14 protein-coding genes and 1 pseudogene are annotated in these 24,998 nt (G+C 39.5%); 2 read left to right on the top strand and 13 right to left on the bottom strand.

Annotation, left to right across the window (positions count from 1 at the left end):
* Window positions 1–483 precede the first annotated feature (483 nt).
* The 13 genes and pseudogenes from K5G00_RS24675 to K5G00_RS24610 form a co-directional block, all read right to left on the bottom strand.
* Window positions 484–3,108 carry a sodium:solute symporter family transporter gene (locus K5G00_RS24675; protein WP_238769182.1) on the bottom strand — a complete coding sequence of 875 codons (2,625 nt, stop codon included), beginning with the start codon at window positions 3,106–3,108 and terminating at the stop codon, window positions 484–486.
* A gap of 24 nt (window positions 3,109–3,132) precedes the next feature.
* On the bottom strand, window positions 3,133–4,065 hold the full coding sequence (locus K5G00_RS24670; protein WP_238769181.1) for a dihydrodipicolinate synthase family protein: 933 nt from the start codon (window positions 4,063–4,065) through the stop codon (window positions 3,133–3,135).
* On the bottom strand, window positions 4,062–5,249 hold the full coding sequence (locus K5G00_RS24665; RefSeq protein ID WP_238769180.1) for a sialidase family protein: 1,188 nt from the start codon (window positions 5,247–5,249) through the stop codon (window positions 4,062–4,064). The genes K5G00_RS24670 and K5G00_RS24665 overlap by 4 nt, the downstream gene beginning before the upstream one ends.
* A 42-nt stretch (window positions 5,250–5,291) precedes the next feature.
* Window positions 5,292–6,977 (bottom strand): sialidase family protein, encoded by a 1,686-nt coding sequence (locus tag K5G00_RS24660; RefSeq protein WP_238769179.1) that lies wholly within the window; start codon window positions 6,975–6,977, stop codon window positions 5,292–5,294.
* 131 nt (window positions 6,978–7,108) lie between these two features.
* Complete coding sequence (locus K5G00_RS24655; RefSeq protein WP_238769178.1) at window positions 7,109–8,620, bottom strand: PKD domain-containing protein; 1,512 nt, start codon at window positions 8,618–8,620, stop codon at window positions 7,109–7,111.
* Between the two features lie 52 nt (window positions 8,621–8,672).
* Window positions 8,673–10,124 carry a RagB/SusD family nutrient uptake outer membrane protein gene (locus tag K5G00_RS24650; RefSeq protein ID WP_238769177.1) on the bottom strand — a complete coding sequence of 484 codons (1,452 nt, stop codon included), beginning with the start codon at window positions 10,122–10,124 and terminating at the stop codon, window positions 8,673–8,675.
* A gap of 11 nt (window positions 10,125–10,135) precedes the next feature.
* A complete protein-coding gene (locus K5G00_RS24645) occupies window positions 10,136–13,459 on the bottom strand; it encodes a SusC/RagA family TonB-linked outer membrane protein (protein ID WP_238769176.1) in 3,324 nt (1,107 codons plus the stop codon).
* Window positions 13,460–13,552: 93 nt separating this feature from the next.
* On the bottom strand, window positions 13,553–14,473 hold the full coding sequence (locus K5G00_RS24640) for a dihydrodipicolinate synthase family protein (RefSeq protein WP_238769175.1): 921 nt from the start codon (window positions 14,471–14,473) through the stop codon (window positions 13,553–13,555).
* Window positions 14,474–14,477: 4 nt separating this feature from the next.
* Entirely contained in the window at window positions 14,478–15,182 is a 705-nt protein-coding gene (locus tag K5G00_RS24635) for a FadR/GntR family transcriptional regulator (RefSeq protein ID WP_238769174.1), read from the bottom strand.
* A gap of 191 nt (window positions 15,183–15,373) precedes the next feature.
* Complete coding sequence (locus tag K5G00_RS24630) at window positions 15,374–16,999, bottom strand: diflavin oxidoreductase (RefSeq protein WP_238769173.1); 1,626 nt, start codon at window positions 16,997–16,999, stop codon at window positions 15,374–15,376.
* Window positions 17,000–17,008: 9 nt separating this feature from the next.
* The gene (locus K5G00_RS24625) at window positions 17,009–18,157 is read right to left on the bottom strand and encodes a PepSY-associated TM helix domain-containing protein (RefSeq protein WP_238769172.1); all 1,149 of its coding nucleotides are present in this window, start codon (window positions 18,155–18,157) and stop codon (window positions 17,009–17,011) included.
* Window positions 18,158–18,288: 131 nt separating this feature from the next.
* Window positions 18,289–20,639, bottom strand: a pseudogene (locus tag K5G00_RS24615) (TonB-dependent siderophore receptor).
* Window positions 20,640–21,035: 396 nt separating this feature from the next.
* Complete coding sequence (locus K5G00_RS24610) at window positions 21,036–22,661, bottom strand: glycoside hydrolase family 88 protein (protein ID WP_238769169.1); 1,626 nt, start codon at window positions 22,659–22,661, stop codon at window positions 21,036–21,038.
* A gap of 159 nt (window positions 22,662–22,820) precedes the next feature.
* On the opposite strand from K5G00_RS24610, the gene K5G00_RS24605 reads away from it, so the two are divergent.
* Window positions 22,821–23,783, top strand: a complete 963-nt coding sequence (locus K5G00_RS24605) for a lipoate--protein ligase (protein WP_238769168.1) — start codon at window positions 22,821–22,823, stop codon at window positions 23,781–23,783.
* Window positions 23,784–23,793: 10 nt separating this feature from the next.
* Entirely contained in the window at window positions 23,794–24,987 is a 1,194-nt protein-coding gene (locus K5G00_RS24600; protein ID WP_238769167.1) for a glucuronyl esterase domain-containing protein, read from the top strand.
* The last annotated feature ends 11 nt before the right edge of the window (window positions 24,988–24,998 follow it).

The following is a 24,998-nucleotide window of genomic DNA, read 5'->3' as shown; positions in this document are numbered from 1 at the left end:
AATAGAAATGCAACCCGAAACCATAATGTCAATAACCGGAAACAAACACTATCTAAAAATTTTCAATGCGGCATTTTGTATTTAAAATGGTATAAGCTATTTCAATTACTACAAAAATGCTGGTTTGTTTATACTTTGTTCTGTTGCTGATTGCTTCAGGGATGTTCATAAGTAAATGATTTTTGGTTCTCATTCAACACGATACGAATTTTTTTAACCCTAAATTGGGATTTGCCTTGTGATGCGGTGAAAATGTGGAATAGATTATATCAAATTTTCCACAAGATTCAATAAGCTGGCTATCTTCAACGGCACCATTTATAGATTTAATGTAATTTTCCTTATTTTGTCGCCGGTCGTCATCCGTAATTTCATGTGTGGTATTCTTTTGGGCATATTACTTCATTTTCTTTCTCGGACGATTAAGAAGAAATAATATTTTAAGATTTAAAGGAAAATTTCAGTTCATTATAAACGAATCTGTTATTCTTTAAAAAACCAACTGGCTGTCCAACCTATAACAAAACATGACAGTACTCCTGTTGCCGAATACATAATCAGATGTACGGGTTGATATGTCGCTACCAGAATCTGTATCATTATGCTAATGAAAATTCCGACTAAAACGCCTTTTGAATTGGCTTTTTTTGATAAAATTCCTAAAAGAAAAACACCGCCCAAACTGCCGATAACCAGTCCCAGTACTTTTTGGAATTCGTCCCAAAGCGACTGAATATCCATGGTTGCCATCATAAATGCAAATAAGGTTCCTGAAATTCCGATGACGAATGTAGCTATCCGTGCCAGTTTTAGCGGGTTCGTATTTCTACTCCATCCAAAACGGAAATGAATGTCGGAGGAGTATGCAGTCGCTGCTGAATTCATGCTACTGCTCAGGCTGCTCATGGCTGCGGCAAATATCCCGGCAATTAATAGTCCCGAAATTCCTGCAGGAAGTTGCGAGGCAATGTACCACGGGAAAATAGCATCGTTGTTTGAAAAAGTCGGGTTCAATTCTGTTGGGAAAGTTTTGTAAAAAGCAAAAAGTGCTGTTCCCACAAAAAAGAAAATAATGGTAGCCGGAATTGTTAAAATAGCGTTGGTCCACACACTTTGATTGGCTTCTTTTTGCGTTTTTGTTGTTAAGTAGCGTTGTACCATGGTTTGGTCGGTTCCGTAAGTAGTAATGTTTGCAAAAATTCCTCCCAGAAGCATTACCCAAACCGTGGGTTGTTTTAGTGAAAGTGTCAAGTCGAAAACATTAAATTTATGACTGGCAGCCGCTGTTTCCACAATGGAAGAAAATCCACCATCAATTTTAAAAATGATTAGAGCTAATGAAAGGATGGCTCCGCCAAGCAAAACAATTACCTGCATCACATCCGTCCAGATAACAGCTTCTATTCCTCCCATCATCGTGTAAACAAGCGCCACAATCCCCATAAGGGCAATGCATAAGAATATATCGATTCCGGTAACGACATTTAGCGCGATTGACGGAAGAAACAAAACGACGCCCATTCTGCCAATCTGATAAACGATGAAAGAAAGGCTTCCAATTAGACGGATGGTGATATTAAAACGGTTTTCCAGGTATTCGTAAGCAGTGGTTACATTCAATTTCCTGAAAAATGGAATAAATAGAAGGATAATAACCGGAGCTACTAAAAAGATGGTCATGTTGAGCGTAAAATACGACCAGTCGGTGGCAAAGGTTTTTGCAGGAATGGCCATAAAAGTAATGGCGCTGAGTGCGGTCCCAAAAATGCTTAGTCCGGCGGCCCACCACGGAATTCGACCGCCGCCTTTGAAATAATCGTTGGTATCTTTTTGTCGTTTTGAAAAGAAATAGCCCATCCACGAAAGAACCAGAAAATAAAGTCCGATAACAACGATGTCGAGCAAACTTAAATGTTTCGCATCTTTTACCACTTGAATTTTAAGGACTTTTGGTGTGCGAATTCCCGGACGGATTTCTCCCGAAGGAAAAATAAAATCATCTCCCCACTGAATAGCGGTGGTTGTTACTTGTCCTGTTTCAGGGAGCGTGGCAAGTTCGAACGTTTTGTTGGTTAGGGTGTTAAATCCTATAACTTTGTTTCCAAAGCCCGAATGGTTTTCCAGATGACTTAATAATTTTTGCTGGGTCTTTGCTAACTCAGCTGCAACCGTTTCATTTTTATCTGCAGCTTTAAGTTCTGCGATATGTTTCTCAATGTTCATTTGTTTTAGCATCAATTCGCCGTTGGCACCTGACGAAAAAGCAATGGTACTGGCGCCAACCGGAAAAGCAGTTCCGGCCATAACCGGAAATTCTTTGTTTTTTCCCTCAGAAATAAGCGACCATTGTTTTAGCGAAGGGTTGTAGACATGTGCGTCATAAAGAATTTCAACTTCGCCGTTTTGCCTAACGTTTCTTCCTGAAAAGAGATAGAAACAGTTGGTAACACCGTTGCTTTGGGCGACTGCAACGGAGAAAGCACGCGGTTGTCCTTCCCACTCAGGAAGGCTTTCCCATTTCCATTCGTTGGAGTTTGCGTTTGAAATATCCAACGAAAGAAATATTTTTTTTGAGGTTCCGCCCGGTTCTGAAATTCCTCCGGCAACAAAAATGGTATTGTCAACCTTGGCAAATGCAAAATTGGTTAAAGGAACAGGAAGTTGTGGTCCAGAAGTTATTTCAACAGTTCCGTTTTCAGGAATATAATTGATGAACCAACTTTCAGAAATACACTCGCTGCTTGTGTTTCCACCAAAACAAAATAATCCTGCCGAAGTGGAAACCGCACCTCCGTAACCTGCGGAAAATGGAAGTTTTACCTCCGATTTTCTCCAGGAATATACATCACCGTTTTTTTGTAAAAGAAAAATCTCGTTGTAATATACTTTTGCTCCTCCTTCCCACGGAACTTTCTCCGGGAAGTTTGCTCCTCCTGCTACGATTAATACATCATCATCCACACCCGAATAAGATCCGGCTAGGCCGGGCTGAACGGAATAACCTGTATTGGGAGGAAGTTCCGGAAGCGATGAAAATTTCAGGTAGTGGTTTTTACCATGAATAGCGGAGATAGTAAAAAAGAGAAGGATCGAAAAAAAGTATTTCATTTTAATTGTTATTTCAAATTCGTACTAAAAGAATTCGGGGATGATTTCGAGCGCTTTTCTACGCACAGGTTCGGCCAATTCTTCGGGGATGGACTTGTAGGGCCAGCGTAAATTTGCACCGACATCCGCCCATCCGCCAACCGTTGCCATAAACCGATCGCAGGCGTGGTTCGGGAAAAACTGTTTGGTGATGAAAGGTTCAATCAATTCATTCATAAATTGTTTGATTCGTTTTTCCAGTTCCAGTGCGGAATTCATATCACTTTGCATTTGATTGAACCATTTTTGTGCAGCGAACGGATTCAGACATGCTACATTTGAATATGCTCCTTGTGCGCCAAGTTTAATTCCGGTTGCCAGATTATGTCCCGGGATAAATACCGAAAGTCCCTCACTGTTCTCTCTTACGGATTCATACCAAAGTTTGTCAGAATTATAATCGAAAATCTTTACTCCCATTAAAGACGGAACCTGCTTTTTTAAGATGGCCCATTCTGCCGGCTGTAATTTTTTCTTTGCGTGAGGTGGATTGTACAGTACCAGGCTGATATTTCCCGCTTCTTCGGCCATTTTTTTCAAAAATATGGTGCATTCCTGGAGTGTTGGGGGAAACCAGTCGGGCAAAATAACCTGAACTGCCCCTGGTTGCAGATATTTTATCATTTTAAGCCTTTCGAATGAAATTTGCGGGCTCATGTGGCTTACACCTATTTGAAATGGAATACCTGCCTTTTCGCACTTTGTTGCCAGTAATTCGCTTGTTTTTAAAAACTCTTCCTCGGTTTGTGAGTAAAATTCACCAGCCGTTCCGTTGGAGTATATTCCGTTTGGATGTGATGAAATAAGTATGTCTATTTCATCTGATAATTTTGAATAATCGATATCTCCGTTGCTATTTGTAGCTAAAAGTAATGTTGCCCAGTTTCCAAATATTTCGACTGACGATAGAGGTTTCATTTTTTTAAACTGCCTTCATTTAATATCGTTCCAGCTGTAAATAATTCAATGGGATCAAATGCGACAAAAACCATTTTTTCATAAGCGCTTTTTTCTCCGGCTTCGAAAAACATCCCAACTTTGCCGTTTGGAAGTTTTGTCAGGCAGGAATAGGCAGAAGGACCGGCATAGATAAGTTTCCCGTTACTCCAGTTTTTACAATTGTCGAAACTTGTTTTCACTGTCATGTGTGTTCGGGCAACGGTAACTGCCGGATTTAAAAACAAATGCATTTGCTGGCCTTTAAACGGGCCAAAATTTAAAATGCTTGCCTGGCAAACCGATTCAACAAGTTGGTAGTCATGTTCAATTTCCGACCAGGTATTTCCTCCATCTTTACTAAAACTGATTGCCCTTGCGTGTTTATCATTATATGATCGCATATTCATTACCAATGTTCCGTCAGAAAGTTCGGTAAGCTGACTTTCGTTGCAGCCGGGTTTAATGGGCTCACTTTTTTGCCATGTTTCTCCATGATCATCAGAGTATAAAACATGTGCTCCGTATCCGTAGGGCCCTCTACGTACATTTCCGTTTGGATCGTCATAACTGTGATTGGCTGGAATAACTAGGCGGCCTTTATATTTGCCGTTTTTTACCTGGACACCAATTCCCGGTCCGGTAGCGTACCATCCCCACGAATCGTTTCTGCAGGTTTCTCCCATATTTACCGGCTCCGACCATGTTTTTCCATCATCATCCGAATAGCAGAGATAGGGAATTCTTGGAGAAGAAGATGTTTTGTGAATAATAGCCGATTCATGATCTTCGCCGTTATTCCATGTCAGAAACAGCCAAATCCTGCCGGTTTCTTCATCTACTACCGGGCAAGGGTTTCCACAGGTATTTTGCGCATCGTCCCAAACAATTTGCTCGTTACTCCATGTTTTTCCATTGTCTTCCGAACGTTTTAATAATAAATCGATATCTCCCGCATCACCTGCTTCCCGCCCTTCACAAAAAGCCAGGAGTGTTCCTTTTGGAGTAACAATTATTGAAGGAATTCGGTAGTTGTTATAATCTCCTGTACCTTGCTCCCACAAAATGGATTGCTGAATGCTTTTCTTTTTTTCACTAAAAGATTGAAGTATGAACCCCAGGAAAATTGCCGGGAGAAGTGTTTTAATTAAAAAATTATATTTCATCGTCTTTAATTTAGTCATTTTTTTTCTATACTCTTTGGCGTTCTATTTGTTTAGTATTTCACTAATTTTTACGGTTTGAAAGACCATATCGGCCTGGCTGCCTTCATATAAGATTCCAATCGTGTTTTCATCTACAGAAGTAAGACAAGAATATCCTCGGCCCGATTTTTCGTCAAGTAATATCCAGTATTTTTCGGGCCATGTTTTCCCATCGTCTAGACTTACTTTAATCGTCATGTGGTCGCGGTTGACTTTTGAATCAGGATTTGAAAAGAATAAAATGCTTTTTTTCTGTCCGTTTTCAGTATACTCGTGTTTATGAATGCTGGCCATACATCCGGGCTCTATCAGTGCATTTCTTGACGTAGGGTGAGTAGTCCAGGTTTGTCCCATATTATTTGTTGTGGAGATAACCCTTCCGTTTGTGTCAGACATGTTTCCTTTATTTGAACCGTCGCGGGCATTTAACATAATCGAACCGTCAGACAATTGGACGACCATGTTTTCGGTAGTTCCCTGGCTGGCAAAATTACTGGTTGTCCATGTTTCGCCACCGTCTTCGCTCCAGGTAATATTTGAAAAGGAATTTCCGTTGGCATCGCGGCCTTGTGTTGGGAAAACAAGAGTACCGTTGTCTAAAGTAATTCCATGCCCGGGTGCGGGAGCCCACAACCACCAATATTCTTTTTTGCACATTTCGGTAAGGTTCACTGGTTCTGACCAGGTTTGTCCATCGTCGGTACTTTTTGTTACCAAAAATTGCGACGTTTCTTTTACACCGAATCCTGGCTGCGAACCTTTGTTTTTCCATTGATGGTTCCAGTCGGCTGAAGCTTCGTTTAATCCTTCTATCCATTTCCCGTTGGAGTCGATTACTCCGTACATCCATAGTCCGGCGACAAATACTGTGTTTGTATTTTTATCTACAAGAATATTGGCATCGCTAATGCCGTTAAATTTTTCAGGTAATCCGCCCCAGGTTCCACGATCGAGAACAATTCGCATCGCTTCCCAGGTTTGTCCGCCATCGGTACTGCGGCTTAATCCTATGTCTATATTTCCCTGCAGGTCGCGGCTCATATCACGTCTTATGTCATAAATGGCAAGTAAAGTTCCGTTGTTTGTGGTTGTTAGCCCCGGAATACGGTAGGTATCTACATTGTCATCGCCGTGTTTACGAAGGGCAACTCCCAGTCGTAATCCTGCTGTTTCCGCTGTTTCCGTATTTTTTATGGTTCCCGAGCCGGTTTCAATGGATTCGCAGGTTGCATTTATTTTATGAGATAAATCTATGGCATCTTTTAGTTTTACATACACTTTGAAATAAGCGGTTGGGTCGCTAATATTTAAATTATCTGAAAAAATAACTGAAGCAGAAGCTGGCATTGTTTCTCCAAATTGGCGGTCGGCCAATGAGCCAGCATCTTTTCCAATATAAGAAAGTCTCACACTCTCAATATCGTTGATATCTGTTGTTCCTTCGAAATTAACCTTGACACTTTTTATAATGTATTTAGAAGGGGAATCAACTTGCAGTTGTATCTCAAGCACAAGATTTTGCGATTTCCCTGTTAAAACCGGTATTTGTTCATGAGAGACATTTATTTCGGCACTAAATTCTTCAATTATTGGATTATCTGGTATGTTTTCCTTTTTTGTGCATGCATGTATTGGCGCCAAAAAAGTAAACAAAAGTAATAGTAGCTCGGATTGTTTTATTATTCGCATGGTTTTAAAATTTCATATAGGATTTCAATTTTTACCGGAAACTGTTTCAGCCTAAAAAAATATGTGAATTTATTTTGTTAAGATAGAAAGAGGGGATTGTTTTTCCCCTCTTCCGTAAATGATACCACACTTTAAAGATCGTACAACTCATTTATTTCTTGTTCAGTTAAAGCTTTTTTGTACACAATTAATTCATCAATTAAACCGATGAAAAAGTTGTTGTGTGTTCCTCCTGATGCAGCCTGCCCGCCAATATTAAAAGGTTGGGAACTGGAAACATCTTTGGGGTTTGAAGCGTCTTTTGACAAAACAAGTATTCCATCTACATAAAGACTACTATTGTTACCTTTTCTTACGCATACCACCTGGTGCCATGTATTATCCGACACTTCAGCGGATGAATTCAATATATTGGATCCGCTGTCATCTTCAACGCAGAACCTGGCTTTTCTGTCGGAAGTATTGTCGCCAATTCTTAACCATGCCTGTTTGTCACCAGAGCCATTAATTCCGCCACTTTCCATCCATACCATCATGCGCGAGGTTACATCGGTTTTTACCCAACAGGCTACTGTGAAATCATCTGTTCCAAAGTTAAACGCATCGTTATCGGGTGCTACCAGCACGCTTTCTCCATCGAAGTAAGCTGCACTGTTAACTGATTTTCTATCTGTCTGGTCGAAGCTGATAGTTCCCTCTCCTAAGTTAGATGCATTCACATGGCTGGGGCCCGCGTCATATCCATTACCGTCAAGCGGGAAGAATGCACTCAATTTGTCGTTCGGAACAACCAGAACATAATCTTCAGTTTCTGTTTCATCAGAAGTAAAATCGTTGGTAACCACAAGTTTTACATTGTATCGTCCGGGAGTATTATAGGTAACTACCGGATTTTGTTCTGTAGAACTCGCGGGCGTTCCTCCTTCAAATGTCCAACTCCAGGTTTTTGCTGTTCCTAAAGAACCATCTTTAAACTGGATTGAGCCACTTGCGTAAGTGCCCTGCGATTCCGCCGCTATTCCGGCTTCTACATAAGAAGCATCAATAATTGTTAGCAGGTCTGTTTTTGTTGTTTCATTGCTGCTTGCCGGATTTGAGGCGGTCAGCTTTACCGAATAGGTACCTGGTGTATTAAAAGTTATGGTTGGATTTTGTTCTTCGGAGGTGATTGTTTCTCCCCCATCTCCAGGAATAAATTCCCATCTCCAGGTAGTTGGAATACCTGTCGACAAATCGCTAAATGTTATTGATTCACCTTGGGTAACAGTAGTTGCATTTGCTTCGAAGTCGGCTGCAATTTGTCCGTATCCTACGGTTATATACTCTTCTTTGATAACTGACGTTGAATCGTTTTTCCGACCAATCATTAAGGTTACTTTATAGCTTCCCGGTAAATTATATGTTACGGAAGGACTGCTTAGCTGCGATGTGGAAGGTGTTCCGCCTTCAAATGTCCAGTCCCAGCTGGAGGGATTTCCCTGCGATATATCGTTGAAAATAACAGATTCGCCAGCAGTGACCTCCACCTTGTTCGACTCAAAGTTAGGCTCCAGTGGCACTACTTCCATCTCGTCTTTACAGGAATAGAAAAGACCGAGAATAACAGAGAGTGATACTATCGATAATATTATTTTTTTCATCATTTTTGTCTTTTGATTTTTAATACTTTCTAGGTTTTGCCGGAAAATTACAACCTTACTCATATCCCTCGGTTTGGGTAATTAATGCGTTGTTATCCATTACTGATTGCTCAACCGGGAAATAAAGTGGATAGCCTTCTTTTCCGTTCAGATTAGGTACTTTTTCGTAGATGTTTATCGTGCCTCCGAAATGAAAGCGTACTAAATCGGGGTATCGTTTTAATTCCAGAAATAGTTCTTTCCATCGCTCCTTTAATATTTCTTTTTCAACAGCTACCTTTTCTTCAGGACCTGAATAAGCTGGAATTTGAGCTCTTTGTTTTATTCGATTTAATTCTGTAATGGCTTCAGGTAAACGGTTTAAAGCAGCAAGTGCCTCTGCTTTAAGAGATATAATATCAGCCAGGCGATAGACAATTAAATCATCATCAAAATATCTGTCGTCGTATACTGTTCCCCTGAATTTATTTTGGCTGGAAAGTATAATATCTCCATTAGAAAGCACAGCATCAATCATTGAGACATTTTTTCGTACGTCGGTATTGTATTCAGCAAATGCATTCTTTAATTCAGAGCTTGGTCCATACACATGCCTGGCATTATTTCGCTCGGTAACGGGAAGGTCGCTGTAGTTTACTGCACTGGTAACATTTATTCCCCATGAAGAAATTCGTTTTGCATAATGCTCGTTTGCTTCCTGATATTCAAAGAAGATTGAAAATATAATTTCGTTGTTCTTTTTGTTTGAGCTGTCAAATATGGATCTAAAGTCGTTTAAAAGACTGACGCCTGAAGCTTCTACTTTTTCAATGGCAGATAAAGCACTGTTAAAATCACCTTCTCCTCCACCAAGTACTTTGCCGGTCCACATTTTCACATCGGCTTGTAAAGCATAAGTTGCCGGTTTCGACATCCGGTTTTTATCCACATAGCCTTCTTCGGGAAAAAGCGACAAAGCCTGATCGATATCTTGATTGATAAAGTTGAATACTTCATTTACACCAGATCTGGCAACCAATTCAACATCTGCATTTTCAGTTGGTGTTGTAACTAACGGAATATCACCCCAGATTTTAGCCATCTGATAATATATAAGTGCCCGCAGTGCATATGCTTCTGCCAATATCCGATTTTTGTCGTTTGAGTTTGTAAATTCAATCCCTTCAGTTTCGCTAAACAATCTGTTTAAGTGATATATCGTGTTATAAAAGCTTTGCCAGGAAGGGGAATTTGAAGCATTTAGTGATTGTGCCCAGGCTTCAGAAACCGGCCCAATATGCCCGGGTTCAAACGAATCGCCTCTATCTTCTCCATATAGTTCAGTGTTTAAACGAGAGCGCACGGAATTATATATACCTGTCAGGTAGGCTTCACAATCTTCCGGTTTATTCCAAAAACTGGATGAAGTTATGCTCGAAACCGGTTTAACATCCAGAAAATTGTCACATGCCGATAAAATTAACATTACCGACAGGGTTACTATTATTGATTTATATCTGTTCTTCATAACGTGGTTTATTAAAAGGTTAAATTAACGCCAAATTTAAACTGTCGTGGTCTTGGGTACTCGCCTCTTTCTCCGCCGTCGTAGCGCTCTGGCGACAATCCGTCAAATTTGGTTAAGTAACCAATGTTGTACACTCCTGCATTTAGTTGGATATTATTCATATTTATTTTTTGTGAAATGCCGGATGGAAGATCGTAAGAGAGAGAGAATTCTCTAAAAGCCAGATAATCACCTTTTTTAATGTATAGTGAGTTCGGATATGTATAATTATGTCTTGGTCCAACTCCACTATAAGAAGTATTTCTTATGTGGTTTCGTTTTCCGTTATCCCAGTCGGAAGCAGCACTATAACGTGGAATAGTGGCCTGGTCTCCTTCTTCCCACCACATATTATCACTTAATACATCGGTTATTGTCATTACCCGGTTGCGGGCATTTCCATTTGCTCTTGCTCTCCAACCGTTTGAAATTACATGTCCCAGTGCATAATCCATAACGAATCTAGCAGTAAGTCCTTTCCATTGCAGAGTATTTGTAATTCCGCCTACTTTATCAGGGGCTTCCCAGCCCATAAAGACCATATCGCGGTCATCGATAATTCCATTTGAATCAACATCTTCCCAAATAGCATCACCAGCCACTTTTTGTTCGCCTGCAGGTTTATTGAGCCAGTAGCCCGAAACTTTTGTGTCGTAGGGAGCCTGGGCTGCTTCTTCATCGGTTGCATATACTCCAATCATATGGAAAGCCCAAATTCCGCCAATGCGCTCACCTTCGGCCAGACCACCGACCATAATATATTCGCCGGATTCTTTGTCATAAATTTCACCTCCATTGATTCGGTTTTTATCTTTTCCGTTGTCTGGAAGGGAAGCTACAACTAACCGGTTAAAGCTAAAATTTGCTGAAATGTTCCAGTTAAGATTGGTTTTTTTGATTGCATTAACCCCCAATTCAAATTCAACTCCCTGGTTTCTTACGGAACCATAGTTGGCAACAATACTGTTGAAACCCGATTCTCGAGCCAGTGGGATTGATACAAGGCGGTCTCTTGTTAGTTTGTTGTAATAATCGGCGTAAAAAGTGATTCTGTCATTAAAGAATCCGGCATCGAAACCTGCATCAATTGAGCGTGTTGTCTCCCAAACCAGCGAGTTATTAGCTAATGTTGTGTTTAGTATTCCTGGGCTCCAACTATAATTGTAGCCGGAAGAATATGCTCCTTGCGTATCTGATATGGAAAGTACGTTGTTTCCTGCTTCACCCCAACTGGTTCGTAGCTTTAGTTTAGTAAGTACCCCGGAATTCCAGAAATCTTCGTTATGAATATTCCAGCCCAGTGTAAAAGCCGGGAAAAATCCCCATTTATGGGCTTCTGAGAACTTGGAAGAACCGTCGATGCGGCCGCTGACACCAAGAATGTATTTCATTTTATAATCGTAATTAACCCTACCGAAAAAGGATACCAGCCGGTCATCACCAATAGATGTTGAAGCCCTTTCATCTTCTGTGTTTGAAGCATTAAGAGTTGGAATATAGTCTGTTGGAGCATTTGCTCCACTTCCTGAAATATTGAATTCATGAAAATCACTGATGTTTGAACCCGCCATTGCATTTATGTTGTGGGCGTCAGCTAGCGTTTTGTTGTAATTTAAAACAGCATCTACCATGTATCTCCTGTCTTGATTATGGTAAGATGACATTTCTCTTTTTTTATCGAATTCATGATAACTTTCAAAATAGTTGTAAACGTCTTCGTTCAGGAATAGCGAAGCAGATGGCTTAAAATGTAAATCCTTAATTATTTCCCAATCGAGTCCGAAACGAAAAGTAGTTCTGTATCTTTTTGATTCAATATTTTCGTAGTATAATTCATGCAGAATGTTTCGAGGAGAACTGGCGCTTTCTCCAATTGCCGGAGTTCCGTCAGGATAATACAAGCGAACAGTGTGTGGTAGTCGTGAAGAGCGGTTAATGGTTTCATTGTAGCCCCTTGGGTCCTTGTAGTTTACATATTGATAGTTTACACCTGCTTCTACACTTAAGTTGTCTTTTACGAAATAGGATGCATTAAGTAAAAAACTTAGGCGGTCGTAAAAGGTTCCTTTTACAATACCATCCTGATTCGTGTAGCCAAGGCTGGTGTATATGCTTGCTTTTTCGTTTCCACCGGAAAAGTTGATGTTGTAGTTGTGACTAACTCCGGTATGAAACATTACATTATCATAATTATTATCTTTAAAAATCATTCTTTTTCCGGAAATTGGATCGTTCATTATTCGGTAACCCTGATTGTCCAGAAGGTCACTTACAAGATCTTGTCCTTCAACTGAAATTAAGTCATCTAAAAACTCAACAGTGTGTTTTGAATTCATAAAACCACCACCATGGGCGGTATTGCTAATATTATTAGTTGAATACGGATAGGCGCCGTCTGAAAGCCGGGATGCAGAGTTTACATCATCCAGGCCAAGTGCCGCTGCTTTTCGGCTTGCCCACAAATATTGTTCAGCATTGGTAAAGGGATAGGATTTGGCGATAGTAGAAATATCGGTAGAATATTTGACATTAATCTGACCTTTACCACCACTAGCTCCGGATTTGGTTGTAATAATAACAATTCCGTTTGCACCGCGAGCTCCATAAATAGCGGTAGCAGCAGCATCTTTTAAAACTTGCATGGTTTCAATATCTTCCGCATTTAAATCGTTGATTGGGCGGATTACTCCATCAACTATATAAAGCGGATTGTCAGAATCCGGATTGGTTGAAGTTCCACCTCGGATGATAATCTTTCCAGATGCTCCAGGTTGTCCGTTTGTTACACGTACTTCAACTCCGGCCGCCTTTCCCTGTAACGCATTTATCGGGTTTATTTCACCCGAATTCCTTATTTCTTCGGCATTTACTTTAGAGACAGAGCTTGTTATTTTTGCCCGCGACTGTGTTCCATAACCAATAGCCACAACTTCATCGAGTCCGATTGTTTCTTCGTCAAGTTGTATGTTTATCTGACTTCGGTTCCCAACAGTTACTGTTTGTGGCTTCATTCCAACAAAAGAGAAACCAAGCACTGCGTTTTCGGTTGTTGAAATGTTATATACTCCATCACCATTTGTAACAGTTCCGTTCATGGTTCCTTGCTCAACAACTGTAGCTCCTGGCAATGGCTGTCCCGACTTGTCAGTGACGGTTCCTGTAATTTTTTTTGTTTGTTGTCCCCAAACATTAGCTGATAAAAACATCAGGATAATTAAAAAGTTCCAAAAGGGAGAAAAACCAATAAAGCGTATTCCTGCCTTATTGTTTTCGAGTTCAAGTTCAATTTTTTTCATAGATTTACATTGTTAAAAATTAATTCAATTTATTGAGTTAGTGTATTTAAAGGTTCTGTGTCGCAACCACAGAACCTTTTTAACTAAACCAAGCTATAATTGGGTTTCTTTATCGAAAACACCTTCTTTCTCAAGTTCTCTTTTCAAGTTTTTATGTTCACTTTCTTTTAGGTTTCTTAGTGGAGCACGACATTTTCCACAGTCAATACCAACAGATTTCATTAGACTTTTTCCGGCTACTATTGCACCATTGTGTTTTACAAGGATTTCAACAATATTTACGGTTTTGATTTGTTTGATCCTGGCGGCTTCTATATTCCCATTCTCAAAATCCTCGATGATTTGGTTATAAATGGGAGCCATAAAATTGAATGTGCTTCCTACGGCTCCTTTGGCTCCAAAAGCGAGTCCGGCTAAAAGCATCTCATCGAAACCACTTAGGATATCCCACTTCTCTTCATCATGCTGAAGGCATTGCTGCATTTCCATAAAATTATTATGGGTGAATTTTATCCCGGCCAGGTTGGGAATTACCGGTGCAGCTTTTTGCAGAAATTCAACCATAGATAGAGTAACGCCTGAAACAGAAGGAATGTGGTAATAGTAAAATGGCAAATCAGGAGCTCCTGCGGCAACTTCCGCGCAAAAATCAATCAACTCTTCGGTTCTGCCAGGTTTTAAGAACACAGGCCCCATGCAACCAATTCCATAAGCACCAAAGCTTTGTGCGTGTTCTGCCAGTTCCTTCGATTGTTTTGCAGAAGTGGTACCAACATGCACAATTACTTTAAAATCGTTCGTTTGTTCGCCAACCCATTCTTCAGTAATTATTTTTCGTTCTTCCAGGGTCATTAACATTCCTTCTCCGGTTGTACCGCAGATAAATACACCTTTTACTCCCGAAGATTTTAGCTTTTCTGCATACTCCGGAATAATTGCAGGGTTAATTTCGCCGTCAGGTTTCATCGGTGTAAATGGGGCGGCAATTAGTCCTTTGATTTTTTTTATCTTCATAAACTTAATCGTAATTATATAAGAATTCCCAATAGGGTTTTAAATGTTTTTGCATTGCTTTCTGGTATCCTTCTTTATCACTGTTTTTGATAAATCTTAAAAGATCTGTGTGTTGTATGATATCTCCTTTTTCGTTCAGCTTTTCGTTTACGGGCTGAAAATAACTTTCATAATTTTGTTTGGAAAATTCAAAAACGGGGTGCATTATCCGGTTAAATTGAAGAATAAAATCATTCCCTGCAATTTCATATATTTTAGTATGAAAAATCATTTCATCTTCTACTGAAAGATTATTTATACCGATAGCTTGCTGCCGGGAGACAATTTGTTCGAGTTCTTCAATTTTTTTTTCAGTGATATTTGCAAAAAGAAATTCCGCGATACCGATTTCCAGGGCAATTCGCATACCCATCATTTCTTTGATAGTTTTAATACTCAGGAGATTAGGGTCTAAAACCTTTTTAAAACCGTTTAAAAGAGGAGGTTCTGTAACAACAATCCCTCTTTTGGTACGCGATTGAATAAGTCCTAACATCCGTAATCGGCTCAAAGCTTCACGAACTACATTTCTGCTTGTACCGAGCATTTCAGAAAATTGCATTTCATTTGGGAGCGAATCTCCCGGAACCAAATGGTTTTCCTTGATGTATTCAATGATTTTTTCTTCAACCTGGTCGGCAAGCGTAGTTGTTGATAAACCTGTTTTCATATTGGTTTAATTAGAATTAATTCTATTTGTAGGACAAATGTAACAAATGAAATTTTTAAGAAACAAAATTTTAGATATGTTGTAAAACATAGTCAAGGCTGATGGCCAAGGCTATAATACTGAAAAGTGTTAGGACCTTTTGGTCGATTGTATTTTTTATTGTTAGGTGAGTGACTGTGGTTTTTTTGCTTTCAATACAGATCTTCGTGCCATCTGTTGTCTTCTTCCAGTTTTTCAAGATAAACTGTGGCTTTTTCTTTTCCTAATTGAAGAACTTCGGAAAGGCATGAAATAGCTGCTTTTCGAACATCGTGCCCCATTTTTACCGAACCACAAACATAAACATTCGCTCCGTTTTCCAGCCATTCGTAAAAAAGTAAGGCGTGTTTTTCCAGTTGATGCTGTACATATATTTTTTTTGCAGAATCTCTTGAAAATGCGACATCAAAGCGAGTAAGTGTGTTTTTGTTAAACAGGTCTTGCCATTCTTCCTGATAGAAGAAATTCCTGTGGGCGTATTTTTCTCCAAAAATTAACCATGCCGGGTTATTTCGGTTTTCTGCATCCAGTTCCTGCATAAAAGCACGGAAAGGAGCGATACCAGTCCCGGCTCCAATCATTATAAGGGCTTGATTGTGTTGTGGCAAACGGAACGCTTTGTTTGGAATAACTTTTAGCTTTATCCGGGTTCCGGGTTTTATCCATTGGTTTAAATACGACGAGCAAGCTCCCATGTGTGTTCTTTTGCGAACTTGCAGACAAATCAGTTTTATCATGAGGTGCAACTCGCCCGGAGTGGATTTTATACTGGATGCCACAGAATATAACCGGGGCTGAATTGGACGAAAAATATCAGTGAGCTCATCAAGGTTGCCTTTCCAGGGAAAATCGGTGAGCAAGTCAATTACATCGGATGTTTCCAGATAGTTGCGGAATTCTTTTTCATCGCACAAGAGTTTTTTTAATTCCGGATTTTTGGAAATTTTGAGATAGCTCTCCAGCAATCTTTTACTGATTGTTGTAATTTCTATCTTTTTTGTCAGAAGTTCTTCCAACGTATAAATTTTGTTTTTATATGTGACTTGATTTTCGGGCGTGCTTCCTAATTTTTTGATTAATGTATTAACCAGCTCTGCCGGATTTTGCGGAACAATGCTCACCGAATCTCCCGGGTGGTAAACGAAATTTTTGTCGTCAACGCTTAAAACAAGGTGATAAACAAGTGGCTCTGCTGTTTTATCCAGCGCATAACGATTTTTAACAATAGCGCCAAAATATTCGTTGTTATTGTTTCGCTGAATATTTGCTGCTATATTTTTTGGTTTCCCTGACCGGTATTTTCCCAAAAAAGTTGAAACCCATTGCGCCGCCGTTTGGTTAAATTCTACATCGCAGTCCACTCGCTCTAAAAAGCGCGAGGCACCCAATTCTTCGAGGCGCTGGTCAATTTCTTTTCCGGTTTGGCAGAATTTTTCATAGCTGCTGTCACCCAATCCACATACCGAAAAAGAAATATTTTTTAAATCCGGAGTATCATCAGCAAACAATTTTCGATGAAACTTTTTGGCTGTTGAAGGTGGTTCTCCTTCGCCATGAGTGCTTACAATAATCAACAGGAAATTTTCTTCCGGCAGGCGATCAAAGTTGTATTTTGACATGTCAGCCAATCGGGCATTAATTCCATTTTGTTTGAAATATCTGAACGATTCTTTGGCTATAAACTCCGAGTTCCCGGAATGTCCGCCAAAGAGTATGGTCAGTTCGGTTGGAGATAGCTTCTTTTGGCCAAATAATTTTTTTATAGCTGTTGTTAACATGATTATTATTTACTGGAAAAGCGGTTTTTTACGTGTTTTACGTTTGTTCCACCACACGAAAAATCCGGTGACAGGCAACGAAGCACAAACCAGGCTTACAACAAAAGCAAGTATTTTTCCCGGTATCCCTAATATTGCACCAACATGTATATCGTAATTAGCTGTTATCAGTTTTTCGCCAAAGTTTTTATCGTTGTGTGTTCGTTCGTTAAGTAACTCTCCTGAATATTGGTCGAACTGAAGCTGATGAGTTTTGTAGTAAACTCCCTCTTTATCGCCAACATAAATGTTAAGTGCTGCCAGGCTGTCGGCAGGCGGAACAATTCGAAATTGGGCGGCTTGCGAATATTTTTGTAATGTTTGCTGAAATGCGATATCGATGGCTTTTGAATCTTCAACCTGCGTTGGAACCGATTGTTTTATTTCAACAGCAGGCGGTACAGTTGTTCCTGAGGCTACAACGTACACAATAGCCTGAAACCACTTAAAAGCCCAAACCATACCGGTGAGTGCGATTATCAGAGCAAAAATAAGACTGTAAAAACCAAGTACGTTGTGCAGATCGTAGTTTTTTCGCTTTGCAGAAGTGCGCTTTTTCCATCGTATCCAAAACAGGTTTTTCCCATTTTTAAAACTTTTGGGCCACCATAGAACCAAGCCGGAAATTAGCAAAACCACAAATATTAACGTACTCCAGCCAACTATGGGTTGCCCTATTTTGGTGCTGAGAAGCAAACTCCAGTGAAGATATTTTACAATGTTAAAAAAGTCTGTTTTTTCATTATAGCTTCCGGTTGTTTCTCCGGAATATGGGTCGATGTAAACTGATTCGTAGTGGTCAATCATATTGAAATAGGTTGTAGCTTCTGAATTTCCTTTGTAACTGAAAAACACCCAACTTTTATCGGGTTTACTGTAGATATTTACCCACCCAATTTTTTTTTCGCCTAAAAGTTGCTGTGCATTTTCAAAAAGTTGTGAAGGCGAAAGTATCTTTGAGACAGAAGGTTTGGTTACATAAATTGCTTCTTTTCGGGCAAGCTTTGTGAACTCCTGATTAAATACATAAATACAAGCGGTTACTGAAACAATAAACACAATAATTCCTGACGCTAATCCCAGCCACAAGTGTATTTTTCCAATCCAGCTTTTTATCATTATTTTTTTATTTTAAAAGAAATCTTAATCAAAAGACTTCGACTACGTTCAACCTGAAAAGGTTGGCGCAGCCGAAGTTGAGTTAGTAATTATTTTGGGGTGAAATTATCATTACACAATCTTTTTTCTGTTTAAAAGCGATATCTTACGTTTAAACGGAAGTTAATTCCTGGCTCAGTTTGCCAGTAATAATAGTTGGCATATGCACTTCCCGAGTAGAGGTACTCATCAAGCAGGTTATAAACATTTAGCCCGATGGAATATTGTTTATCTTCCCACGACAATGCTCCGTCAAGTCGAAAGTAATCCGGCATATCCGATTTATTTTCTGCCGACCAGGTCCAGGATGAACGATCTAACAGGTATTGATATCCCAGGGCAAGTCCAAATCCGTTTAGGGCGGGATTGCTGAATTTGTATTTTAACCACCCGTTAGTCATATGACGTGCGTGGCCCGCAAGGCGGGTTCCAACTATATTTGGATCGGTATCTTCGGTTACTTCTACGTTGGTGTTGGCATAATTCAGAATAAGCTGAAGGCCTTTTGTAATTTCACCCTGAACATCGAATTCCAGTCCTTTTGATTGAGCTTCTCCCAACTGAATACTAAAATTGATATCTGACGGATCAGTCGTCAATACGTTTTTTTGGTGATTACATAAAATGTTAGTGCCGAACTCCAGTTATTGTCTGCCCAGTTTCGTTTCACACCAAATTCAATATCGTTGCCTCGAACCGGTTCAAACGGATTTCCGTTTTTTGTTGTTCCCGATTGCGGAATAAACGATTGATCGTATAATGTATAAATCGATGTATTTTTATCGATAGTAAAATTTACTCCGGCTCGTGGTGTAAAAATATTATCATTTGTTCCGGCGCCGTAGGATGAACTGTTAAAAGAAGTATATCGTCCGGCAAGCGTTAATCGTAAACGATTATCGAAAAATCCAAGCTCGTCTTGTACGTAAAAAGCAGTATAACTTTGACTCTGATTGGCGTAATAGCTTCCAAAAGCTCTTTTTCTGATGCTCTGAGTTCTGTCCCAAACAGGCATTACTGACGACGGCACATAATGAACGGGATTGTCGTAGGTCAGTGGATTGTCAGGGCCTGCCAATGGTCCGTTCTGAAACCAGTCGGCGTAATATTCTTTGTTGCCCATATCCAGTCCGGCTAAAATAGTGTGGTTTACCGAACCTGTTTCTGCCCTTCCATTTACATAAACCTGTCCTTGCTCAGCAAAACTAATGGCATCCCAAATACTAATTGAGCGGTAAATTCCGGCTGTAGTAACCGAGTCAGCCCAAAGTGAACTTCCCGAAATTTTATAATCGAGATAAGAAACTTTAGCTGTAAAATCCCAGTTATCTGAAAGTTTGCGGGTAAATGTAAGGAAAGCATTGTGTTCGCTCACGTTAGTCGGATCAATATTGGGTTCCGCCAAAGTGTAGTTCCGGGGGAGAGTACCCATTCCTTCCGGAGAGAAAACATAAGCAGACCCAACCACCAGCAATTCAGAGTGCTGGTAGATATATTCTGCAGTTAATGTTGTGCGATCGTTAATGATATATTTTAATGATGGAGCAACTGAGTATCGTTTGTTGTATTCATAATCGCGGTGTGCTCTTTTGGTTAATCCCATTATGTTTAAACGGTACAACAGGCGTCCGTTGTCGTTTAACTTTCCATTCATGTCAGCGGTAGCACGGAGTGTGTTAAAAGAACCGTAAAGTAGCGAAACTTCGTTCATTTGGTTTAACTGTGGTTTTTTGGTAACCACGTTGTACAGTCCACCGGGCTCACCGGTCGACAACATAAAACCGGCTGGTCCTTTTACAAATTCTATTCGGTCAACAAGCGAGATGTCCTCGGTCAATGGTCCCCAGGGTAAATCCACGTTAAACCCGTTCCTAAAAGCAGGAAGTTTAAACCCTCTCATGTTAATGCGTGCAAAAGTTCCCCAATGTTCTATCATCATAGCTCCGCTTGTATTTCGGGTCACATTCTCCAACATATCAACAGCTTGCTGGTCATCAAGTAATCCTTTGGTGATAACCTGGATGTTTTGCGGTATTTGGAGTAAAGGTGTTTTCATTTTTAAAGCATCGGATGATACCAGAGCTCTGTAATTTGTTGAGTTATTTCCCACAACCTGCACTTCCGATATTTTCTGTTCTGTTTTTTTCATAACGATAGCGGGAACAATGGTTTCTTCGCCGGCAAAAACTTCTATGTTTTGCTGTTCGCTTTTTAATCCTACAAAAGATGCTTCAAGAATGTATTTCCCGGGATTTATACCAGTAATTTCATAAAAACCGCCGGGTGAGGTAATTGTACCCTTTGGCGTTCCGATGATACCAATGTTTACTGCGGAGCCTTTGTTTTCTTCAGGAATAATAACTTTTCCACTTATTCTTCCTTTTTGAGCGTATAGTGAGGTTACAATGTTTAGTAATAACAGTAGATTGAATAATTTTTTCATTTGAATTTTTTTTGTAAACAATTCTATTTGTTTCATTTATTATTGATTTACAGTTTCGAAAGTTCGTGTTGCAAAAAATTTGCACGAACTGCTTTTCTGTAAATCATTCCATTTTTCTATTGGGTATTGATTTGTTTCAAATAAGTTTGAGGACAAAATTAGCTAGCAGGCAGATCACTATCAATCCTAAGAAATAGCGATTTAAGAGGAAAATATCTTTAATTTTATCCACAAATTTTAGGATGTGAACAGTCTGTTTTTTCGAGAATAGGCAGACGAAAACAGTGGAATAGAGTTTTGGAGAGAGAATCCTTATTTATTGTTTTTCGGGGTCAATGTTTTGGTATAAAAATTGTCTTTTTTTATCTATAGATTTTCATTTTGGTTACAATTAATTTAAAGTTTGGAACGATTAGTTAATTTTGTTATGACGATTATAAGTTGTTCATCAGCCGTTACTTTTACCGGTATTCCTTGCTGCAGCCGGTTTGCTGTATATGTTCCGGTCAGGTCTTTTTGCGATGAAGTTAAAGTGTAATTTCCTCCCTCTTTTGCTGTAAACCATTCCGGAAACTGGTTAATACGTGGATAGTCGATGGGTAAATTTAAAATGGTTTTGTATCGCTGTGTGTCAAATACGAGTTTTCCTGTCCAGTCTTTTTCTGCGGTTATTACAAAATAGATCTGTCCGTCGTTTTGTTCGGCTCCCAGAATGACATCTTTGCGCCAGGGCTGTAAGATAGCTCCCCGGCTTTTCCAGAGGCTGTACATAATGGCTGTTCGAGCAAAATTCCCGTCGCCGTGCCAGCCTCCAATTATTCCGTTATCCTGTTGCATGTTAAACATTACCTGCATTTCGCTGTCGATCCAGTTTTTTAGTTCCGGCACCGGTTCGCGGTTGTATAAATTTATTCCGCTTTCCAGTGCATCGGCATATCCGTCGTGACTGGTACCTTCCCAAGCATAGTCGCGGTATTTCTCATTTAGTTTCTGAAATCCGTTTAACACAGCCTCGCGGTATTCTTCTTTACCGTCAACCAGGTACACCGAGTAATAGGCATCAAAAACATAACCCCAGTTGTCCACAATATTGAAATCGGTGATTTCACCGGTTTTCGGATTTATGGCATTGTAAAATAGACCATCTTCGTTGCGGCCGACTTCCAAAACGCGGTCGAGTAGGGCGTATAGCGGTAGTTTGTACGCTTCCTTTTTTTGAGGATTTGCAAAATGAGTTGTAACATATAACTCACTTAATCCTCCAATAATTTCGCAGCCATGGTCACGAATTCGAAGGTAATCGGTTTGTGTAAGATCACGATCGCCGAGCAGGTAGTAGTCGCCGATTCGAATTGCCCATTCGAGGTATTTTTGATCACCGGTCATCCAATACACGCGGGATAGTGTTTGCAGCATTTCGCCGTTCACTTCTTCAATTGATGCCGTTCTTTCAAAATATTTTTCCAGGTCTTTTACTTCTCTCATATATGCTGCAAGATCATCCAGCATTTCCATCATGCGATCCTGCCAGGGCGATTTTCCAATGTATTCATTCAGAGGAATTAATCCATCTTTAATGTATTCAGATGTACCAAAAATTACATCACCCATTTTTAGTTCGTTCGAGGCAAAATTTTGTTTTGAAAACGACCAGGTATCAGGCAATGATTCTACTCGCGACGTAAGTCTTTGCTCTGTGTTTAACATGTCGAGTAATGTACCCCGATACAACGCTTTGTCCAGAATAAACGCCGTTAAAACCATAAATGCATAATTATCGGCAGCTGAATTGTGTGCTTCCCAAACATCGGTTTTATTCGTAAGATTGGTTGGAATCAGCCCGGTGATGCTATCGGTTTTGCTCAGCCACCCATTTACAAAATCGAGGCTTCGTATAAATCCTTCATTGGCTTGCTTTCCGTTTTCCAGAGCTTTGTTGACAAGGTCAGAATCAAATTCGGAAGGCTGAGTGCAGGCTGCCAGAATTGTTATCAGAAATATAAAACCACTTAATTTGTTCATTTTGAAAAGGTTTAGTTATCTATTAAAAGTATTAAAAAGTTTTCGGACTATTTAACTTTTATAGAAATAGTTTCTTTAAAACGGTTTTTTGGGATATGGTAATTTTATGTAAAAAAGTGATTTAACTTTGTACATTGAAGTTTTGATATCAAACAGCTTATGCTTTGTATTCACTTGAAAAATACCGATCCGTTTTTTTGCCTGGCGGCAGAAGAATATCTTCTGAAAAAATTTTCTGAGGATGTTTTTATGCTTTGGCAAAGTAAAGACACTGTTGTTGTTGGAAAGCACCAGAATGCCCTGGCAGAAATAAATTATCCGTTTGTCCGGGAAAATAACATCACTGTAGCGCGGCGAATTTCAGGCGGAGGAACGGTATTCCACGATGCCGGTAATGTAAATTTTGCATTTATAAAGAATGTAAACAGCCCGGCTGAAATTAACTTTAAAATGTTTACAGCTCCGGTTGTAAATGCACTTGAGAAATTGGATTTAAACGCTTCAACCTCGGGAAGGAATGACTTGCTTCTTGAAGGATTAAAAATTTCGGGAAATGCGGAGCACGTTTTTAAAAACAGGGTGTTGCATCACGGAACTTTGTTGTACAGTTCAGATTTGGAAAATCTTGGGCAGGCAATAAAAGTGATTCCGGGAAAATACGAAAGTAAAGCTGTACAATCAAACCGGAGCCCTGTAGCGAATATTGCTTCCTTTCTGAAAAAGGAAATGGCAATAGAAGATTTTATACAGTTTTTGCTAAATGTTCAGCTTGAAAATAAGGAGGCACGGTTTTATGAACCGGGTGAAAAGGATGTTCAGAATATTCAACAATTGGCTGGAGAAAAATTTAAAACCTGGGAGTGGAATTTTGGCTATTCACCCAAATATTTTTTTCAAAATAAAATAAATATTGATGGGAGAGAGGTGAAAGTGAATTTGCGAACAGTAAAAGGAATAATAAACGAAATAAAGGTTGACGGTAATTATTTTTCAGAGAAAATAAACAGGCAACTAACTGAGAAACTTTTAGGGAAGAGGCATTTTTTTGAAGATATTCAGCAGGCATTAATAGAAGTGTCAGATAAAGTTCCCGATAAATTGGTTTATGTTTTTTTTGTTTAAAAATATAAATTTGAAAATCAAATGGTTGGTGTTCTTGCTAGTATGCATACTAGCAATTATTATTTGTTGTACTCCGAAAACGAATAAAAATTTTGAATATGTAGTAAATTACATCTCACAGCCGGGAATCTCAGTTGAAAAAGGAAATGTAATTTGGAATTTGAAAGATTCACTGCCAAGTCCCTTTGCTAAAAATGATGGTACTTTAATAAAGAAAACTGATGAATGGGAAGCCCGCCGTAATTTTCTGCTAAAACTAATGGAGGAATACGTTTATGGGGCAAGACCAAAGATGAAACTTGATTCGGTGATAACCGCTGCAGAATACCGGGATATTCAGGTAGCCGGAAATGCAATAACCTATTCCGCCCGACTTTATTATGGTAATTCACGTTGTTTTACTATACGTTTAACTCGTCCGGAAGAAAAGGGGAATTACCCGGTAATTATTCGTTATGAGAGCAATGAAAGTTTTCGTTTTCCAATAGAATCAAAATGTATTGGTAGTAACAAATATATTATTGTTGCACTTAATCATTTAACCGTTGCTCCGGATAATGGTGAAGTTACGGAAAAATATATGAATGAAACAAAGGTGCTAATGGCCTGGGCTTATGCCGCATCGCTCACAGTAGATTATTTGGAAACGCTTGATTGTGTTGATTCTGCAAATATTACGATAGCTGGAATGTCGAGGACTGGAAAGGCAGCTATTTGCGCAGGAGTTTATGATAAAAGGTTTAAAATTATAGTGGCCAATAATTCAGGAGCGGCAGGAGCTTCAGGATTTCGGAATTTTGGAGAAAAAGGAACACAGGCAATAGATATTGTAAAGCATCAGCCTACATGGGTTTCTGCAAAACTTTTGGAATATATTGATGATGCAAATGAATTGCCGCTCGATATGCATTTTGCACGGGCATTAATTGCTCCAAGGGTAATATTAACCACCGAGGCAGCAAATGGTGCTGATGCAATATGGGCAGGACCGGTGAGTACATTCAAAATGTGGAAAGCATCTGATTATGCATTTAATTTGTACCAAAAGACTGAAAATAATCTTATTCATTTACGCTCAGGAGGACATGCGCAGCTGGATGAAGATTACCAACGAATGATGATGGTTGTAAATCACATTTGTTATGGTGAGCGTTTTGATAATGCTACATTTCGTAAATTTCAAGATGTGGAAATAGAAAAGTAATTAACGTTATA

The sequence above is a fragment of the Maribellus maritimus genome, assembly GCF_022267315.1.
GTDB classification, from domain to species: Bacteria; Bacteroidota; Bacteroidia; order Bacteroidales; family Prolixibacteraceae; genus Draconibacterium; species Draconibacterium maritimum.
The sequence above is the reverse complement of the archived record's forward strand: the minus strand, read 5'-3'. Positions and strand labels throughout refer to the sequence as shown.

Bases quoted from the DNA above. Each gene is read 5' to 3' on its own strand.
- K5G00_RS24675 (WP_238769182.1), bottom strand. From the start codon at position 3,108: ATGAAATACTTTTTTTCGATCCTTCTCTTTTTTACTATCTCCGCTATT.
- K5G00_RS24670 (WP_238769181.1), bottom strand. From the start codon at position 4,065: ATGAAACCTCTATCGTCAGTCGAAATATTTGGAAACTGGGCAACATTA.
- K5G00_RS24665 (WP_238769180.1), bottom strand. From the start codon at position 5,249: ATGAAATATAATTTTTTAATTAAAACACTTCTCCCGGCAATTTTCCTG.
- K5G00_RS24660 (WP_238769179.1), bottom strand. From the start codon at position 6,977: ATGCGAATAATAAAACAATCCGAGCTACTATTACTTTTGTTTACTTTT.
- K5G00_RS24655 (WP_238769178.1), bottom strand. From the start codon at position 8,620: ATGATGAAAAAAATAATATTATCGATAGTATCACTCTCTGTTATTCTC.
- K5G00_RS24650 (WP_238769177.1), bottom strand. From the start codon at position 10,124: ATGAAGAACAGATATAAATCAATAATAGTAACCCTGTCGGTAATGTTA.
- K5G00_RS24645 (WP_238769176.1), bottom strand. From the start codon at position 13,459: ATGAAAAAAATTGAACTTGAACTCGAAAACAATAAGGCAGGAATACGC.
- K5G00_RS24640 (WP_238769175.1), bottom strand. From the start codon at position 14,473: ATGAAGATAAAAAAAATCAAAGGACTAATTGCCGCCCCATTTACACCG.
- K5G00_RS24635 (WP_238769174.1), bottom strand. From the start codon at position 15,182: ATGAAAACAGGTTTATCAACAACTACGCTTGCCGACCAGGTTGAAGAA.
- K5G00_RS24630 (WP_238769173.1), bottom strand. From the start codon at position 16,999: ATGTTAACAACAGCTATAAAAAAATTATTTGGCCAAAAGAAGCTATCT.
- K5G00_RS24625 (WP_238769172.1), bottom strand. From the start codon at position 18,157: ATGATAAAAAGCTGGATTGGAAAAATACACTTGTGGCTGGGATTAGCG.
- K5G00_RS24610 (WP_238769169.1), bottom strand. From the start codon at position 22,661: ATGAACAAATTAAGTGGTTTTATATTTCTGATAACAATTCTGGCAGCC.
- K5G00_RS24605 (WP_238769168.1), top strand. From the start codon at position 22,821: ATGCTTTGTATTCACTTGAAAAATACCGATCCGTTTTTTTGCCTGGCG.